This is a genomic window from Candidatus Nitrosopumilus salarius BD31, assembly GCF_000242875.2.
GTDB classification, from domain to species: domain Archaea; phylum Thermoproteota; class Nitrososphaeria; order Nitrososphaerales; family Nitrosopumilaceae; genus Nitrosopumilus; species Nitrosopumilus salarius.
Window position 1 is genome coordinate 1 of record NZ_AEXL02000108.1, and the last position, 18,960, is coordinate 18,960.

General features: G+C 34.1%; 18 protein-coding genes and 1 tRNA gene. 8 read left to right on the forward strand and 11 right to left on the reverse strand.

From position 1 onward, the window contains the following. A partial coding sequence (locus BD31_RS06060) for a thrombospondin type 3 repeat-containing protein (protein ID WP_008300062.1) occupies window positions 1-1,962 on the reverse strand: 1,962 nt, incomplete at its 3' end. Between the two features lie 195 nt (window positions 1,963-2,157). Between BD31_RS06060 and twy1 the strand changes: the two genes are divergently transcribed. After that, on the forward strand, window positions 2,158-3,186 hold the full coding sequence (gene twy1 / locus BD31_RS06065) for a 4-demethylwyosine synthase TYW1 (protein ID WP_008300102.1): 1,029 nt from the start codon (window positions 2,158-2,160) through the stop codon (window positions 3,184-3,186). Here twy1 and rdgB read toward each other — a convergent pair. Further along, window positions 3,146-3,712: an RdgB/HAM1 family non-canonical purine NTP pyrophosphatase gene (gene rdgB, locus BD31_RS06070; RefSeq protein WP_008300100.1), complete on the reverse strand. Its 567-nt coding sequence runs from the start codon at window positions 3,710-3,712 to the stop codon at window positions 3,146-3,148. The genes twy1 and rdgB overlap by 41 nt on opposite strands. Then, window positions 3,696-4,316, reverse strand: coding sequence for a KEOPS complex kinase/ATPase Bud32 (locus BD31_RS06075; protein WP_008300103.1), 621 nt, complete (start codon window positions 4,314-4,316; stop codon window positions 3,696-3,698). Before BD31_RS06075 ends, rdgB begins: the two co-directional genes overlap by 17 nt. 37 nt (window positions 4,317-4,353) lie before the next feature. Here BD31_RS06075 and BD31_RS06080 point away from each other — a divergent pair, with 37 nt between their 5' ends. Next, window positions 4,354-4,683 carry a hypothetical protein gene (locus tag BD31_RS06080; protein ID WP_008300028.1) on the forward strand — a complete coding sequence of 110 codons (330 nt, stop codon included), beginning with the start codon at window positions 4,354-4,356 and terminating at the stop codon, window positions 4,681-4,683. Here the strand turns inward: BD31_RS06080 and kae1 are convergent. Then, complete coding sequence (gene kae1, locus BD31_RS06085) at window positions 4,667-5,650, reverse strand: KEOPS complex N(6)-L-threonylcarbamoyladenine synthase Kae1 (protein WP_008300013.1); 984 nt, start codon at window positions 5,648-5,650, stop codon at window positions 4,667-4,669. The genes BD31_RS06080 and kae1 overlap by 17 nt on opposite strands. A gap of 1 nt (window position 5,651) precedes the next feature. Further along, complete coding sequence (locus tag BD31_RS06090) at window positions 5,652-6,839, reverse strand: redox-regulated ATPase YchF (RefSeq protein ID WP_008300091.1); 1,188 nt, start codon at window positions 6,837-6,839, stop codon at window positions 5,652-5,654. A gap of 72 nt (window positions 6,840-6,911) precedes the next feature. Here BD31_RS06090 and BD31_RS06095 point away from each other — a divergent pair, with 72 nt between their 5' ends. Further along, on the forward strand, window positions 6,912-7,460 hold the full coding sequence (locus BD31_RS06095; RefSeq protein ID WP_048097516.1) for an adenylate kinase family protein: 549 nt from the start codon (window positions 6,912-6,914) through the stop codon (window positions 7,458-7,460). Window positions 7,461-7,491: 31 nt separating this feature from the next. Further along, window positions 7,492-9,003: a tRNA guanosine(15) transglycosylase TgtA gene (tgtA, locus tag BD31_RS06100; RefSeq protein WP_008300045.1), complete on the forward strand. Its 1,512-nt coding sequence runs from the start codon at window positions 7,492-7,494 to the stop codon at window positions 9,001-9,003. 38 nt (window positions 9,004-9,041) lie between these two features. Here tgtA and BD31_RS06105 read toward each other — a convergent pair whose 3' ends face one another. Further along, on the reverse strand, window positions 9,042-9,344 hold the full coding sequence (locus BD31_RS06105; protein WP_007403030.1) for an ATP-binding protein: 303 nt from the start codon (window positions 9,342-9,344) through the stop codon (window positions 9,042-9,044). Between the two features lie 140 nt (window positions 9,345-9,484). Further along, complete coding sequence (locus BD31_RS06110; RefSeq protein WP_008300067.1) at window positions 9,485-9,697, reverse strand: hypothetical protein; 213 nt, start codon at window positions 9,695-9,697, stop codon at window positions 9,485-9,487. 113 nt (window positions 9,698-9,810) lie between these two features. Here BD31_RS06110 and BD31_RS06115 point away from each other — a divergent pair, with 113 nt between their 5' ends. The 4 genes from BD31_RS06115 to BD31_RS06130 all read left to right on the forward strand — a co-directional run bounded on the left by BD31_RS06115 (window position 9,811) and on the right by BD31_RS06130 (window position 12,419). Further along, complete coding sequence (locus BD31_RS06115) at window positions 9,811-11,076, forward strand: MBL fold metallo-hydrolase (RefSeq protein WP_008300030.1); 1,266 nt, start codon at window positions 9,811-9,813, stop codon at window positions 11,074-11,076. Window position 11,077: 1 nt separating this feature from the next. After that, entirely contained in the window at window positions 11,078-11,920 is an 843-nt protein-coding gene (locus BD31_RS06120) for a DNA glycosylase (protein WP_008300049.1), read from the forward strand. Between the two features lie 33 nt (window positions 11,921-11,953). Beyond that, a tRNA-Arg gene (locus BD31_RS06125) sits at window positions 11,954-12,028 on the forward strand. Between the two features lie 40 nt (window positions 12,029-12,068). Continuing rightward, on the forward strand, window positions 12,069-12,419 hold the full coding sequence (locus tag BD31_RS06130) for a hypothetical protein (protein WP_008300055.1): 351 nt from the start codon (window positions 12,069-12,071) through the stop codon (window positions 12,417-12,419). On the opposite strand, the gene BD31_RS06135 is transcribed toward BD31_RS06130, so the two are convergent. Genes BD31_RS06135 through BD31_RS06150 form a run of 4 tightly spaced genes read right to left on the reverse strand, consistent with a single transcriptional unit; the run spans window position 12,416 to window position 18,958 of the window. After that, a complete protein-coding gene (locus BD31_RS06135) occupies window positions 12,416-12,877 on the reverse strand; it encodes a cupredoxin domain-containing protein (protein ID WP_048097517.1) in 462 nt (153 codons plus the stop codon). The two genes, BD31_RS06130 and BD31_RS06135, sit on opposite strands and share 4 nt — an antisense overlap. Window positions 12,878-12,929: 52 nt before the next feature. Beyond that, window positions 12,930-14,516: a cytochrome b gene (locus BD31_RS06140; protein ID WP_048097518.1), complete on the reverse strand. Its 1,587-nt coding sequence runs from the start codon at window positions 14,514-14,516 to the stop codon at window positions 12,930-12,932. Continuing rightward, on the reverse strand, window positions 14,500-15,105 hold the full coding sequence (locus BD31_RS06145) for a Rieske (2Fe-2S) protein (RefSeq protein ID WP_048097519.1): 606 nt from the start codon (window positions 15,103-15,105) through the stop codon (window positions 14,500-14,502). Before BD31_RS06145 ends, BD31_RS06140 begins: the two co-directional genes overlap by 17 nt. A 43-nt stretch (window positions 15,106-15,148) precedes the next feature. After that, window positions 15,149-18,958, reverse strand: a complete 3,810-nt coding sequence (locus BD31_RS06150; RefSeq protein ID WP_008300011.1) for a S8 family serine peptidase — start codon at window positions 18,956-18,958, stop codon at window positions 15,149-15,151. Between the last annotated feature and the right edge of the window lie 2 nt (window positions 18,959-18,960).

An 18,960-nucleotide genomic window follows, 5' to 3' on the forward strand; every position in this document is an offset into this window, starting at 1 on the left:
TAGAGGACAATCATCATAGACGTCATTGATTCCATCATTGTCGGAATCAACTACAAATGATTTTGAAACAGAATCAGGACAACCGTCATCGTCTTGGAATTTGTTCCAGGTTTCTGGGCTAGTTGGACATGCATCTATTGCGTCGGGAATTCCATCGTGATCCCTATCACTATTTGAAATATAATCATCTGGGCAACCGTCTAAATCAAGAATTCCATTATAGGTTTCTGGTTGGTTTGGACAATGATCTTTATAATCATTAATTCCATCACCGTCTGAATCTGGAGATCCTTTGTTATCTGCTACATAATCAGGACATCCATCTTCATCTTGGAATTTGTTATAAGTTTCAGGAATCAAAGGACATTTGTCAGAATTATCAGGAATTCCATCAAAGTCTGAATCTCCACCATTAATGAAATCAGGGTAATCAGGACAACCGTCATCATCTTGGAAGCCGTTGTATCGTTCTCTTGTAAGAGGGCATTGATCTACAGAATTTAAAATACCATCAAAGTCTGAATCAAGTTCTGATGGGTTATCTGGACAACCGTCTTGATCTAGATAACGATTCCAAGTTTCTGCAGTATCAGGACATTGATCTAATGAATCTCTAATTCCATCACCGTCTGTATCCATTACAGCTACATCAGGACATCCATCTTGATCTAGATATCCATTCACAGTTTCTGATTCAAGAGGACATTTATCATTTAAATCAGGAATACCGTCACCGTCATAGTCTGGTGTTCCTAATCCAGGTACACTATCAGGACAACCGTCTGTATCTTGGAAACCATTGTAAGTTTCTTTAGCAGTTGGACATTGGTCTAAGTTATCTGGAATACCATCTCTATCTCTGTCAGTGGTAGAAGTAGTATCAGGACAACCGTCTCTATCAAAAACACCATTGAATGTTTCTGGTTGGTTTGGACATAAATCGTAATAATCATTAATTCCATCACCATCAGTATCTGGAATTCCTTTATCGGATGTAACAAAATCAGGACAACCATCTAAATCTTGGAATCTATTGTAAGTTTCTTTTACTTGAGGGCATTGATCAATGCTATTAGGAATTCCATCAAGGTCTGAATCAACATCACTAGAATAAGGAGGAATGTCAGGACAACCGTCATCGTCTTGGAAGCCATTGTATCTTTCTGGATCTAACGGACATGCATCATCAACATCCATTATTCTATCACCATCAGCATCATTTAATGTACCATCAAATGCAGGTATTGAATCAGGACAACCGTCATAATCAGCAAATCTATTGAATGTTTCTGGTTGGTTTGGACATATATCAAATGGATCTGCAATACCATCGCCATCTTTATCACTAAATGTAGTATCTAAAGCAACATCAGGACAACCGTCTGTATCCCTATAACCATTAAAAACTTCTGGTTCTTTTGGACACAAGTCAATTTTATCTTGTATTCCATCATTATCAGTATCAATAAAAGATGAATCCTTAACAGAATCTGGACAACCGTCATCGTCTTGGAATTTATTGTAAGTTTCAGCACTTAATGGACATTTATCTAAATAATCTGGTACACCATCTCTATCTCTATCACCAGAACCATATGTATCAGGGCAACCGTCTATATCATCAATGCCGTTGAATGTTTCTGGTTGGTTTGGACAGTTATCAAATCTATCAATAATTCCATCACCATCTGAATCTGATGCTCCTCCAGAACCGGTTCCTGGAAGTGTATCAGGACATCCATCTTCATCTTGGAATCTGTTGTAACGCTCTTTAAGATTTGGACATTGATCAATATGATCTTCTATTCCATCATAATCTTCATCATACCATGGAACAAAATTTGAAGGACAACCATCTATAGTACTTTCATAATCTTCTTGTAAATTTGGACATTGATCAACTGAATCATCAACACCGTCTTTATCTAAGTCATCAGCAGCAAAAACTGAACTGATGGGCATACTGGTTAAGGTAGCTACAAGCAATAATAGGAATGATAACGAGTGTATTTTTTTCAATGCCTAAAAATACCCCGAGGATCCAGTTATTAAACCTCACTCTGAAATAGACTAAGAATTTCACGAGTTTTAAGAAAAGTTTCCATGTCAGACAAAAATCTCGATCAATTTAAGTAAAACAAATCAAGATTTGAATTCATGAGTTGTTCTGGAGAAACAATTGAAGATGACGATCGTTTAATTCAGATCAGGCCGGCTATATCTGAGCAGTTAAAAAAAGCAAAATATGGTGTTGCGGATCATTCAACCGTAGAACTTTGTCATTGGACAAAAAAATCTTTCAAGCATGAGGGAAGTTGCTACAAACACAAATTTTATGGAATTTCAACTCATCGATGTATGGAGTTTTCTCCAGCTGGAATGCATTGTGAAAATCGATGCGTGTATTGTTGGAGACCAATGGAATTTTACGATTCACTGAAAATGGAAACAGAACATGTTGCAGAACCTAAAGAAATTCTAACAAAGCTGATGGCTGAAAGAAAAAAACTGATTAATGGATACTATGGAGATTCAAGAAACGATAAACAGAGATTAGATGAATCATTATTGCCAAGTCACTATGCAATTTCGCTTTCTGGTGAACCTACAATGTACCCTAAACTACCAGAACTTATCAAATATCTAAATTCTTTAGAGTCAACAAAATCAATTTTTCTTGTAACTAATGGACAAGAGCCAGACATGATTCAAAGATTACAAGATGAGGATGCATTACCAACACAATTGTACTTGTCAACAAATGCTGCAGATTATGATTCGTTTATTAGAATAAACAAGCCAAAATATGATGATTCATGGGAAAGATGGAATAGAACACTTGATATGTTAAAGAATTTGAATACAAGGACAGTTTTAAGAATTACTTTGATTAGGAATTACAATGATCAAAAAGAAGTAATTCCAGCGTTTGCGGAAATGTTTAGAAAAGCAAGTCCTCACTTTATTGAAATAAAATCATATATGCATATTGGACGTTCAACTAATAGGTTAGAGCATTCAAATATGTTAGAAATGGAAGAAGTAAAAAAATTTAGTGAGCAAGTTGCAAAACAAAGTAAAATATTTTCAATAATGGATGAAAGTATTGTTTCAAGAATTTCAATTTTACAAAATAATGAACGATTTATTGATCGTTGGATTTCAACTTATACAAATACCAATTAGAAAATTTTTTCAGTGCCTTGAATCTGTGAGATAATTCATTTTTGTTATTTATTTCAGCAAAAGTTTTTTTTGAATTATGTGGGATAAAGATCGGATCATATCCCCAACCTTTTCCTTTTTGAGATTTTGATATTGTACCATCAAGTTTTGCATCAAAAGATTTTGATATTGTTTTATCGCAATAAGTAATGATTGAAACAAATTTTGCTTTTCTATTATTTTTTAAAAGATTAAGAATTCCTTTGTTTCCAACAGTTTTGAAAACATATGATGAATATGGACCAGGAAAACCTCTAAGTGAATCAATGAATAAACCATCATCTTCAATAATCACAGGTTTTCTAAATTTAGAGTAAGCATCTCTTGCTTTTTTTAATGCAATTTCATGAAGGGAATTAGATTGTATTTCTTCCAAATTCAATTGGAAAAAACCAAGTTTTATCTCAAAAGTATCTAGAATATTTTTCGCTTCTAAATATTTATGATTATTTGATGATACAAAAAATAGATCAAACGACTTCTGCATACCTACCACGACTTTCTATATCTGAAACTAGTTTAGTAATTTTTGTAAAATATTCATTGCCAACTACAGATTTGTATCCAAGTAAGAAATTTTTCCAAGATTGCTTCATAATTTGAGCATGTGCGCTGTTTAGAATTTCTTTAATTAATCTCAAATCAACTGCATGATCTTCTGATTTTATTGTGTTTTGAGATAAACCAAAATCAATGACAAAAACAGTGTTTTTAAATAAAATGAAATTTGAAGTAGTCAAGTCACCATGCATGACACCATGTTTATGCATTGTACCAACTAATTTTCCAATAGTTTTTGATGATTCAATGATTTTGGAATCAGCCAAATCATGAACAGGCTTACCAGGAATTTCCTGCATCATGATAGAGGAGTTGTCCAAGTTTACAAAATACACCAGAGGTGTTGGAATTCCAAACGATTTTACAAAAGATAACATTTGGGATTCCTTTATGGTTCTTTGTTTACGTATTTTTGAATCAAGTATAGGATTACGATAATTTTTCATTTTTCTAATTTTAAGAATTGCTTTAGAATTTTGCCATTTGGTTTCATAAATGTCAGCCTCTGCACCTTTCTTCAATAATTTCATTAACATTATATCCGAAAGAATTCAATAAAAATTAATCATGGATGAAGGGGAAAAAAGAATAAAACAAGAAGATTGCAGTGAAGACAATTTGGGCGCTGGAATTCTCACATTGACAAATAAGAGATTAGCATTTGACAAAACTAGTGCAAGAATCATGGATTTTTCAAAAAATTTTGGAGAGACGATAATAGAGTTTTCACTAGATAAAGTGATAAAAACATGGAAAGAAGGATTATTCATAAAAAAAGTTTGTTTTACTGTAAAAACAGATGAAGGTGAAAAAACTTTCAAGTTTGGAGTCTTTAATACAAAAGATTGGCTAAAAAATATAGATAAGGCAATTTCTGAATTCAATAATCAATTTTAACTGAATCTAATCTCCATGATTGTGTAACAAAAGTATCTTTTAGTAAAGTGCCTTCTTTAACCTGAGATTCCAAAAGTCCAGTCCAACATATTTGGCTGCCGCAATCACCAGCATAACGTAATGGAACCACAAAAAACTTACACCCATGTCTTTTGCATACATCTTTAAGCATTTCAGATAACCTTTTGTTAGCTGCAACACCTCCAACTATCATCAATTCTTTTTTACGTGTAAAAGATAATGCTCGCTCTACTGTTTCACTGATCATTGCAAAAGCAGTTTCTTGAAGTGAGTAGCATGCATCAACTTTACTTTTTTTTGCTACAGTCTTTGTTGCGGACAATAAACCTGAAAAAGAAACATCATTTCCCTTTACAGAATATGGTAATTCAACATAATTTGGAGAAGTAGAGGCCAGTTCCTCGATATTTTTTCCACATGGAGAAGCAAATCCAATTGATCTGCCAAACTGATCAAGAAGCTGACCCAATGTGATGTCTAGGGTTTCACCAAAAACTCTCCATTGCTTGTTAAGAAATGCTAAGAGCATAGTATGTCCTCCAGATACTAAAAGTACCAAAGGATTAGTTGCACCAGTCAGTAATTTTCCTAATTCAATGTGACCAATTGCGTGATTTACAGGATATATAGGAATTTTATAAAATGATGACAGAGATCGTGCAACAACTGCACCAACACGTAAACATGGACCTAATCCAGGACCAGCTGCATATGAAACAATATCTATATCATTGATTTTTGCATTTGCCTCTTGTAGACACTCAGATAATACCAAAGAGCTATTTTCAATATGATGACGTGAAGCTTCTCGTGGATGAATTCCTTCCCCATCTGCGGGACGATAAATTTTTCTAATATCTGAGAGAATTTTTCCTTTTTTTCCCTTTTTTTCAATTATGGCACATGAAAATGTATGAGCTGTACTTTCAATACCCAATCCTAACATGTTATCCCCTACTTAGCGTAGAGATTATTTTAATCACATCCCCGTTCTTTAGTTTTTGATCTCCACTAATCCTTTGTTTGGTTTTACAATCAATTGCATGTAAAAATCCCTTTGCAATATCTGCATGAATTAAGCCTGCCAAATCTTTTGCAGTAGAATCTTGAGGTAGTAATTTTGTATCAGGTAAAACAATGCCATCTTTGTTGGTTAGTTTTGTTTCATCCTCTACAGGATAAACTACAATAAACTTTAGAGAATCAAATACAGCAGTGTTGAGGATTTTTTGAATTCCAGTTGATTGAATTTTAGATAACACTGACTTTACTAAATCAAGTGCTTTTTGTTGTGCTGGTGCAATTTCTTTGCCTTCAACAATTGTAAAGTTTTCATCACCAGGAGAATAGTTAATGATTCCAGCTTTTGTTGCTTTACGTAATAATAATTCAGTTTCAGCACTACAAGGAACAACAGTTTCTGGGATTTTTTTTAGAATTTCAAGATCTTTGCAGAGATCTGCTTTATTTGCTGCGATGATCATAGGTTTTGTATCTTTTCTTAATTCTTTAACAAAAGTTTGAATATCAGATTCTTGCCAGTCTTTAGGATTTTTAGCAACTAGTCCTAATTTTTGCAATATTTCATGTACTTGGTAATCCTTAATTCCCAATCCAGTAAATCGTTTTGCTATACCATCAGTTAGTTTTGCTCTTTTTTGATCTATCTCACGGGTTATCTTATCCCATTCTCTTTTTAGAATATCTGCAAACCATTGATCAAATTCATCTTGAACAAATATAATATCTTCTAAAGGATCATGAGTTCCAACTGGAATTGGTTGTCCTTGAATATCAGTAGCTCCTGCAATGTCAACTACATGAATCAAAACTTCAGCTTGTCTTGCATCATCAAGGAATTGATTACCTAATCCTTTTCCTTCATGAGCACCTGGAACTAATCCTGCAACATCAATGAGTTTTACAGGAATCAAACGTGTACCGTTAACACATAATTCATTTTCATGTTTAATCTTAAAATGCTTACAGGCACAGTCAGCTTTAACAAATGCAACACCCACATTTGGTTCAATTGTTGTAAAAGGAAAGTTACCAGATGCCACTTGTGTTTCAGTGGCTGCAGAGAAAAATGTCGATTTTCCAACATTTGCTTTACCTAGTAAACCAATTTGCAATATTGTAAAAAATCTAATTCTACTTATTAGTATTGAGAAATCATTTAATTCAATTGATAATGATTTGATATGATGTCAATAGTGATTTCTGGAAATCCAGGTACGGGCAAACATACCATTGCACAACAAATTGCTCAAAAGTTGAATTTATCAATTATCGATATTAATCAAGTTGCAAAGAGTGGGGAGTTATTTGAAAAAAATGATGATACTAATGATGTGGATCCTGAAAAACTGAAAAAAATTCTTCAGAATAAAATTTCTGAAAAAAATCTGATTGTTGGTCATTTGGCACCATATGTTTTAGATAAAAGTCAAGTGAAAATAATGATTATTTTAAGAAGAGATCCCTATGAATTGGTCTCAGTCTACAAGAAAAGAAAGTACACGGATAAGAAGATCAAGGAGAATGTCGGAAGTGAAGTATTAGGCATAATTGCACATGATGCGAGAAGTAAATTCCATGAGAAAATGTTTCAAATTAACAACAGCGGGAAAAGCATTGAAGATGAAGTTGAGAAAGTTATGAGTTTAATTTCAGGTGATAAAGCAAGTGAAGAAGTAGATTGGCTTGATTTGGTAACAAAAAATAATGATTTGGAAAAATTTTTTGGTGATTGATTAAATAACGCCTTTTAGTTTGTCTAGTTACTTGTTTGAAATTTCTAAAACGGATCTTGCTGGAAGAATCGGCACATTATACACAAATCATGGAAAAATTGAGACGCCTGCATATGTTCCTGTTATTCATCCTGTTAAACAAACAATCCCATCCAAAAAAATTCAAGAGATAGGATTTGATTTAGTTATTACAAATGCATACATTACAAAAAACAACTATGGTGATGAAGCAATAAAAAAAGGAATTCATCAGATCATAGATTTTGATCGTGGAATCATGACAGATTCTGGAGGATATCAAGTACTAGAATATGGAGATGTCAAAGTACTGCCACCAGAAATGGCAAATTTTGAAAAAGGAATTATGACAGATTTTGCAATTCCACTTGACAAGCCAACAGGATTTGGAATGCCCATTAAAAAAGCAGAAGAGTATGTCAAGCATACTCTCAAAGTTTCTAAACAAACTCTTGAAGAAAGTGAAGATAATGGTCAAATTTGGATTGGTCCAATTCAGGGAGGAGAGCATTTTGATCTAGTTGCAAAATCTACGAAAGGTTTAGTCGAAATGGGTTTTCAAATGCTGGCATTGGGAAGCCCAGTTGAATTTATGGAATCATATGAGTATAGACTATTGGCACAGATGATAGTTGCAGCAAAAAAACAAATGCCACATTCAATTCCTTTACATCTTTTTGGAGCAGGTCACCCACTAACAATACCATTTGCAATAGCTTTGGGATGCGATACATTTGATTCAGCATCATACATGCTTTATGCTAAGCAATTAAGATACATCACAGATGACGGAACACGTTATTTGAAAGATATTTCGGTATTTCCATGCAATTGTGAAATATGTACAAAATACACCCCTGATGAATTTAGACAATTAGAGGAAACTGAAAAGATCAATGAGCTAGCAATTCATAATTTGTATTCAATAAAACTTGAGGTAGATAAGGTAAAACAAGCAATCCATGAAGGGAGATTATGGGAATATGTAATTAAAAAGGCCAGAGCCCATCCAAAATTATTTGAAATGATTGAAGTTATGACTGAAAATTCGGAATTTCTAGGTTTGAGTACACCAAAATTCAAGGAAAAGGCCATCTTCTTATTTAGTAAAGAAGATCAATTTAGACCAGAAGTTCAATCATACCATAACATGGTTAGAAAATTCAAAACAAAGAAGAAGAAACTTGTAATCACAAAAGAATCCAATACAAAACCAGGGTATTTATCTCATCAATATGTCGGATTAAAAAAGAAGTTCAAAGATTTTGACACCATTCAAGTATGCCAATACAATCCACAGTTAGGATTAATGCCGATTGAAATTTCAGACATATTTCCAGCCGCACATCATGAAACGTCTAGAGTTAATTTTGATCCAAAAGAATTTCCAACTTTTGAAAAGACATGGAATGTTTTCTTTAGCAATAATACATTTTCAGAAATACATTATGACAAAAATGATGAATTCCTAAAACACTTTGTAAAAACATTGCCAAAAGAAATCAAGAAAAAATCATTGGTTTAATTAAAAATAAGAAAAAAGAATGTGCTAAAAGATTCAGCTTATAGTGCTGCGTCTTCTGCCCAACCTTTGATGAAGATACCGTTTTTGTGAAGAGGTACTGGTTGTCCAGCTGTGTAATTCATTGGTCTCATCCAAAAGATTGATTTTGTTGGGCATACACCGATGCATGCACCATCAGAAATACATCTTTCTGGGTAGAAAACAAATGCTTTACCTCTCTTCCAGCCTTCAACTGGTTTTACTCTAAGGACATCAGGACCAAGAGTTGTACAGATTTCTACACATAGTGCACATCCGATACATCTTTGTTCATCAATGTCTGGAAGTATTGCTATTGGCATTACAATGATAACTTTGCTTGGTGACTATTTAAACCATGATTGAAATTCATAACTCTGTTATGAAACTGATCTTTGAAAAATTCATGCGCAGAATCCATATTAGAAATTTAAAAAACAAAAAGATAACGTGATTAACACGTTTATTTTCTCATTGCGTCGATTTGACCAGAGGTTACCCAGTCAAGTAGTTCTGCAGATGATGGATTTAGGTCTGCTCTCTGTTTCATCAGATTGTTAACCCAGATCCAGTTTAATTGGTTTAGGAGTGGTTTGTTTGCTTCGTCACCAGCACGTGTTTTAGCGACGACGGCTTGATCTTGTTGTCCTAACCATTCTTGGAAGCTTCTTCCCATGAGGATCGAATCTTAGCTTACACTAATTAAAGCTTTTGTAGATTCCATAATAGGCATAATGATCGGGTAAACTCTAAGAAGGTATTAAGGGAGTTGAAAATTTATTTTAATTCTTGGATGTTAAAGTTTTAGGAGCTGCAAATGAAGTTGGCAGATCTGGTTTTTTAGTTAATTGTAATGGGACAAAACTACTACTTGATTATGGAGTTTTATTTGGAAGAAGGGGCTCACCACCTCAATACCCCCTTCATGTAAAACCAAAAGATTTGGATGCAATCATCATTACTCATGCTCATTTAGATCATTCAGGAAATGTCCCATCGCTTTTTGTCAGTGGCAATACAGATGTTTATGCTACACCCCCAACATTTGATTTATCAAAATTATTGATTGAAGATATGTTAAAAATTGAAAAAAATTCCCATCCATTTGATCTGCCTGAGGTAAACAATATGATGAAAAATGCAAAGGAGATAGGATATAAACAAAAAGTCACCAAAGGTAATGCAACTTTTGAATTAAGAGAGTCAGGACATGTGATAGGAGGAAGTACAGTCTTGGTAGAATCAGAGAAAAAACGACTTTTCTATACTGGCGATATTAAAACACACGGCTCCAGAATGCTACGAGAGATGGATTTGGACGTGGGAGAAATTGATTTACTAATCACTGAGAGTACATATGCCAAAACTGAACAAAAGCCAAGAAAGGAATCTGAAGCTGAATTAATAGAATTTGCAAATGAAGTAATGGATAGAAAAGGGATATTATTTATCCCATCATTTTCAGTTGAACGCTCTCAAGAGATTGCATGTATTTTAAGAAGTTCAAATTTCAAACATAAGATCATCATGGATGGAATGGCATTAAAAGTAAATGAGATTATGTTTAGACATCCGGATTACCTAAGAGATCCGGAAGTGTTTTCAGATGCCATAAAGCATGCAACCTCAATTAGAGAACATTCAGAAAGAAAACGCGCAATGGAAGAGCCTTGTGTTGTAATTTCACCAGCTGGAATGTTGGTTGGGGGGAACGCAGTTTATTATTTACAACAATTATCATTTGACAGTAAAAATGGAATAGCGCTAGTTTCATATCAAGGAGAAGGTACACCAGGCAGAAAATTGCTTGATACAGGCACAGTTTCAACTAGAGGTAAAGATCTCAACGTTACTGCAGAGGTAAAGCAATTTGAATTCTCAGGGCATGCAGATAGGAAGGAATTATTTGATATGATTAAAAATATCAAGGGAAATCCAAAAGTTTGGGCGGTACATGGAGACACTGAATCATGTGAGATGTTTGCACAAGAAATTCACGAGAAATTTGGTTTAGAAACATATGCACCTAAAGTTAATGATGAAATAACCATCTAAGATGCAAAAAAGTTTTACAATAAATGTTGAAAATTCAATAAATAGTGGCCAAGTGTTTCTTTGGAAAGAAAATGATCAGTATTGGTATGGTGTAAACGGTCAAGATATTCTTAGAGTGGATAAATTAGGAAAAATCAAATCCTATCAAAATTCCAAAACAGATTTTTTTAGAAAAAAAGATAACATGGAGAAAATAATAAGTTCAATTTCAAGAGACAGCACAACTAAAGAAGCAGTAAAAAAGTATATAGGACTTCGATTACTTGATCAAGATCCTTTTCAATGCTTGATTTCATTTATTGTATCATCAAACTCTAACATTCAAAAAATAAAAACAAGTTTAGAAAAAATATCAAAAAAATTTGGAACTAAAGTGCAGTTTGAAAATCAAGAATTCTTTTTGTTTCCAAAACCAGAAAAGTTAGCCAAAGCATCAATAAATGAAATTACAGATTGTGGTGTTGGGTATCGTGCAAAATTTATCAAAGAAGCAGCAAACATGAGTTTTTTGAAAGAAATTGATTTTGAATACCTAAAAAAATCTAATTATCATGACGCTAAAGAAAATATTTGTCTAGTACCAGGAGTGGGAAACAAGGTAGCTGATTGCATATTGTTGTTTTCTTTGAACAAGTTAGAGGCATTCCCATTAGATAGATGGATGATAAGAATTTTAGAAAAATATTATTCAGTTCAATTTCAAATTACAACTAAAACAATTACAGATAAGCAATATGATCTTCTTCATGAAAAAATTGTAAAACACTATGGACAGTATGCCGGGTATGCACAACAATTTCTCTTCAAAATGGAAAGAGAGAATTACAAAAAGAAGTGGCTGTAAACCCTTAAAATGGTAATTAATTGCTAGGTTTTTGGGCCTATAGCTCAGCATGGATAGAGTGTTGGACTTCTAATCCAATGGCCAAGGGATCGAAGCCCTTTGGGCCCATTTAACAAAATTATTTATTTCAAGTTACATGTGATTTTTTGTGAAAGACATAGAATTCAAACTAAATTCAACTGACATTCATCCAAATTCCGAAATCAAGGGATTAATTTCTGTATCATATCCAGGAAGATATGACGGAGTAGTAATTAACACTCAAATTTTAGATTCAAATGAGCATATAGTCTACAAAGGATATAATGGAAAGAAAATATCACAGAATGTTTCAAGACTATTTATCAATAAAGATGCAATGCCTGAAAATAAAGCAGAGTTTACTGCATTAATAAAATTTGAACCAAAGCAAGAACACGAAATTAAATTCAGAGCATCAATTATCGAACAGCATAAAGAAATTGAAAGTCAGATAATTTTTGCAAAGTATTCAGTCTAGAACTTGTTTAGCTCAATAGTGATTTTTCCTGTCATCCATGGATGTGGTTGACAATGATATGGAATCTCTTGAGTCTGAGTAAATAGGAATTCATATGTCTCACCAGGCTTTATAACGCCTGGAGAACCAAACTCTCCACTATATGCATCAGAATATGGCACATCGGGAGTTACTGTATGTGCAGTATCATCGTTATTTTGCCAAATTACTTTGTTATCAATCTCTAATTGTACAGATGCCTTATTTGGAACATAGTTTTGATTTCCTTCAATAACTGCACCGGGAGCAATTTCAATAACAAAGTCTTTTTCAGGATGTAAGATGTGCTCAGATACAGATGGTTTTGCCAGAGATTCTGGAAGATAAAATGAAGTGTAAAAAACTACAGATGCAGACATGCCAATTATTAGTGCAATCATTCCAATTCCATACGCGTGGCTTGATGTAGGGGCACTCATAATTTTTTTGCCTCGCTCAAGTTATTATAAAGTTTGTTAAGGAATTGTGAGATCATGGTTTGTTAAGATCTCCAGAACCAATATTTGGATTAACATTTGCATCAACTCCCAAATCAGCTTGAGTTTTTGGGACAGAAACTTCTGGAGCTAATTCTTTTGGTGTTGATTTTTCTTCTGAAGTTGCATCTCCTTCGGGGGTTTTGCCTTGTTGAGTAGAAACTTCAGGTTCCATTAGTTTTGGCTTTTCATCCGAAACAGGAACTGGTACGGGTGGAGGGGCATTCTTTTGCTGACTCATGGCATATCTGTACACATGGAAGAATGCTGCAAATACAAGTAGAATTATTCCAACAAAGAATAATGACACGTTCTTCATTCCAGTAAGAGCTGCGTTATATGCTGCAATATTTAGGAATACTTGGAATGCAAGTAATGCAACAAGTAACCAATTAATCCATTTTTCAGTAAGATTGATACTAGCTACCTTCTTTGGACCAGTGCTTTTGGCAAGCTTGGCTTTTCTTTCTGCCTCATTTGCAAGTTTGATCATCATGTAACTAAATCCAAATCCTAATGGTACCATTAAGATCATTGTAGAGTAGAAGAATATTGGATCAATTACCAAACGTTCTACTAATGGCTTTGCAATGTCAGGTGAAATATAGAATCCCCAGTAAGTTGTAACCATAATTTGAGCAAGACTAGTAATTCCAAATGCAGTCATAAATGGTCTGTCTCTCCATGAGAATTTCTTGTATCTGTCAATAAACGGAACCAGTACAAACGATATGAGGAAAATCAACGGCCACAGTAATCCTGTAACAAATTTGTCATACTGTGTCCTCATGAATGCGTAGATTCCTGTAAGATACCATTCAGGAACAGTCACACCAGGCGGAACCGTGGGTTCAAACTTGAATCCCAGATCAATTGGAAACACACCACCGGTAATCAGAATTGCACCACCAATTGCCATTACCATTGGTACATCAAATACTAAAAATCTTGGGAAGTGCACTGCCATCAACCCAAGCATTACAATTGGCAAGAGGAATACATGTTGTGCGTAGAATCTTAATACAAAGTCCGAAAATCCACTACCTAATGCAGCATCACGAATTGTTGGCCCAGCTACCGGGATGGACGTAGTTAATGATGCCGCAATACTAATTGCAAGTTCTGCTCTTTCACTAAAAATCACATCGTATCCAGTAAACGCTTCAAGAATAGTAACTACACCAAGAATGACACCAGTCATCCACAAAACTTCATTTCTAATTTTGTATCTTCCACTAAAGTATTGATAATACATGTGAAGAACTGCTAATAGCACCATTGCATTTGATCCATGATAGTGAATATTTCTAATGTGGAAACCAAATGGTACTTCATCGTTAATGAATTGAACACTATCCCAGGCTCTATCCAAAATCGGTTGATAGTAAAACATGAGTAATGCCCCTGAAACTCCAAGAATGATAAAGACAATGAAGGTAAGCATTCCTAAGAATCCAAATGGACTTACAAATCTTGCAGGAAATGAAAACTTGATTGCAGTAAAGATTGTTCTGTCTATGCCATCCCAAAGCCAGTAAAGAAACGCAACTGCGCCAGTTCTTCTTTTAAGCGAAACGGCCATATCCAATTACTCCATTTTCATTTGCGGTAAACTTTGGTGGTAAAATAAATACAAATCCATCAGAATCAATTTCAAAAGTTAATTGTGCTAAAGTGTTTGAAGGTGCAGCTTGCACTGATGCAGGGCCTACAAAAGCTGTTCCAGTAACTGGATCATACATACTACCATGACAAGGACATTCACCTCTTTTTCTTCCTTCATCTGGCCAATACTTCCACAGACACCAAAGATGAAGACACACCATACTATATGCTCGAATAGCAGATGCATCATTTTTTCCACCTCCTAACTCTTCAGGAAGTCTGATGAACTGCCATTTACGAAATGCTTCTGCATCAAGTGCCGCATCACCAGTTGAAGGATATGTGATAACTTCAGCATGATTAGCTGGAAAAGTATTGATATTGGCCTGAGTGCCATCAGGTAAAATTACTGGAACTTTTTCAAGAGATGCAGAGTTTGGGTTTGGCATATAATTTCCAAATGGGACAAATGGTGCAAAAGCCAGTCCAGTACCAGCAGCACCCATCAATTTCAGAAAGTCTCTTCGGGATAATCCACTAGACTTTTTTGTCCCTAGTTCTGACATTCAAGCTGTCGTACTCGCCAAATTGCTTATAAACCTTGTTTAGTTATTTAGGTGGTTTTTGTCTAATGATAAAAATGAAAGCAATTCCGATCGCAATTCCTATGACCACACCAATTGCAATACCGTTACCAAATGATGAATCAGGATATGTAATGACTTCATCAACTTTGGGCGGGGTTTTTGTTTCATTGATAATTGTGATATCTTCTTCAGTATTTGTGACAGTATTAGATGGAGTGATTTTAGTCTCCTCATCTATATGAATATCTGAAATCATTTCTGGTGAGATGTTTGTGAATTTAGCAGCTAGTGTAATTGGTTCAGTTATTGAATCACCTCCAAACAAAGTTGAATGTGTTAATAGTGTGTATGTCCCTGTTTGATTAATTGGAATGTAAAGTACTGTTGATGTGTCATCTTTATTTTTAACTGGATAGAATCCTCCACCCTGACTAAAAATTGAATTGCCTAACCAATCAAGTGAAGCCCAATCAAGAAAATGACCAAACACTCCAGATGGAACATTAGTTTGTATTATTTTTCCTGTAGGATCCATTACAAAGACAGATAAGTTTGTGTCATCACTAGTCCATGAAATTTCAATTGCAGCAGAGTTAATAGATTCATTTTGAATATCAAAATAATATTGTCTCCAGTCTCCTGCCATGTATCTATTAGCCATGTCAAAGGCACCTTTAGTGTATCCATTTCCATAAATAACATCACTACCTTGTACACCTTTAATTAAAATTGTAGAATCGTTTTCAATTACTGGTTGTTTGACTGCAAAAGATATCGGAGCATTAACAGTGTGCCTATCACTTTTAAAATTCAAGAATCCTTGATAAACTCCAGTTTGATAATCATCAGGTACAATTAATGTTACATCAACTGTAGCAATTTCTTTTGGAGGAACAGAAATAATTTCTGATTCTGACCATACTATAGGCCATTTTTCTTTTTCATAATAGCTTGAAGAGATTGTATAATCCATCGAAGTTGAATTTTGTTTTGTGTCACCTAACCAGTAAGAATATCTAGTTGGAACTGGATAAACTCCTACAAGTGGAATGCCTTTAAATTGTTCAGCAGGTTCTGAAACTCTTAATTCTTGAACAGTTCCCCATGAACCAGCTCTATTTACCAGAGATAATTCATCACTGGTAATTTTTGTATCGTTGTTGTTGTCAATCCAATCATACAGATACAATGAAGCAATTTTGATGTCATCTGCATATACATCAGATGTATTATTCATAAAATCACTAAATTGAAAATTTAGATTTAGAATCATTAATGAAGATTCATCAGGTATTGGTTTGTCTTTATTAAAAAAATCACCAAGTTTGGAACTTGAATTAACGTCAGATAAGTTTACATAATTTGGAATGAATTTATCAGTTTCATTCAATATAGAATCATGTTGGCGTAGAATCGTCGTTCCATTGAATTGTGTATTAGATATCAGAGACAAAGTTTGAGGCATCACACTAATTGATAAAGTATCATTAGTAGGATTTTTAATTGTAAATACGGTAGTAGTTCTTTCACCGGGTAGTAATTGTCCAGCAAACCAACTAGTCATAGGAAATGAATGTGTTGGTAGTTGAAATTTTTCAAATCCTATTGCCGTTGAATTTATCTGTTCAATAGACGGGTTGAGAATTTTTTTGATATTATTATAGGAATCGTCATTATACACAATGAAAACACCATCTTCACCATGAACGAAATTTAATGCAGATTCAATATTTGTCAAACCAGAGCCTTGAGTAAATGGATCACTGTTTAGATCTGTGGCAGTAGACATTAGAATATTTTTGATCAAAAAAGGATCATAGTCTTGTGATTGTTTTTTCATTTCTTCAATCAATATTGCAGCACTTCCAGAAACTAGTGGTGCTGCCATACTAGTTCCACCAAATAATGAAAACGATTCGTCTTTGGAATCCTTTTTAGTTTTCAATACACTTGAAGGCGTAAAACCGTGAGCACCAATACTCATTACATCAGGTTTTGGATCTCCAATTGAACTTGGACCCCTACTGGAAAAATCAACTACATCATTTGAGTGATTGGTTGTATTTCCAAATCTTGGCTGGTCTTTGAATGGACCATATCCAACAAATACATTGTTAGTAGTAGCCCCAACAGAAATTCCAAATGGTGATGCATTTGGCAATCCAATTGTTCCATATCCATGTCCAGAATTTCCAGCACTTGAAACAATTGTCACGCCAGGATAAGCATCATCCAAAGAATTTGGAGTTGTCAGTACACTAAGAACCATAGACAGTATATCCATTCCAGGAGATGTCTTAAAAGAAGGAAAATTTGATACGCCCCAGCTATTAGAAATGATATCAACACGCGGTTTGCCAGAAAACTTCCAAGTATGATCTTTGTTTTCAAATCCTGCAGACCATAACCATCCATATACAGTATCACCTAACCATAATGCTTTTACAGGTACAATTTTTGCATCAGGAGCTACACCAGTAATTGTATATCTTTTTGAATTATTGTAAATGTCATATGTCTCTTGACCACGTGAAGTAATTGATGCAGTACTTGACGTGCCATGTCCCATAAAATCAGTCATCAACCCAAAGAATTCACCATCTGAATCAAATGCTGGCAATAGTGTTCCATTTATTGCATTTAATGTATCATCGATGTCAGTAGAATTATTTCTAATTACTCCATATACATCAAGAACTTGTGCTCCAAATGTTCCTGCACTGTAATCATTTTTTCCATCATTATTGGAATCATAAACAAGAAATTCTTTTCCGCTGCCTAACACAATTGGTTTTTCATCAGTAAAATCAAAATCATAGTTTGGTTTTTGCCCTGACTTTAAATCAAATCTTGTATAATCTTCCCAAGATGTACTCATATCAGGAATCATAGTATCATATACTCCAGGTGTAAATGAATCAACAACTAAAACAGGAACTACTTGTATTCTAGCCATTGGTCCTTCTAATCCTCCTTGATAGATTACCCCAAGATGGTATATTCCACTTTTTGATTTTATGTAATCTTTATTGCTATTTCCAATTTTCATATCATGATCTAGTGTACCATTAAAAATTACAGAGTTTCCAAGTTGAGGGAAAAATGAATTATAGATGGGAATTTTACTGCCTTTACCACCTTGAGATACATCTAGGAATACGCCATCTCTTGTAACATATGCAGATGATGTCATGTGAGAGGGTATTGGTTTGCTATAATTTCTAATAATTTCGTTATCATCAATATATGCAAAGAAGGTTGCATTAGTTAGAACAATTCCTTGCCCATCAGGGTCAAGCATGATAGGATGATTGGCTTTATCTCTTGCAACTGAATGCTGAATATCTGGATTTGAGAAATCAACACCAGTATCGACGATTGCAATTACGGTGCCATTTCCTGTTGCGTTAAATTTTTTCTTAGCCATATTTGATCCAGTAATATCACCAATTCGCGAAACATCTGAAATCTCATTATCGGATAAATGAAAATCTAATTTAGAATCTTCAATGATGTAATAACCCTGTGAAGCCAAATTTGATGCAGAGTTTTCAGAAAGAACAGATACATAAAAAAATCCATTATCAGATTTAATCCCATATATTGAACTAGTTTTTAAAAAATCATTATTCTGTAAATCATTTCCAAAAATTAGATATCTTTTAAAATCATTTTCAGTAAAAAAGTTTGAATCAATTTCTACAATACCAGAATCAAAAATTAATGGATTTTGAACTTCATTTGTAGTCAAATCACCAGAAATAAATCCATATGAATTAGTAACGGTTGATGAAAGAAGAATTACAAAAAAGAAGATAGCCGCTTTGGGCATTA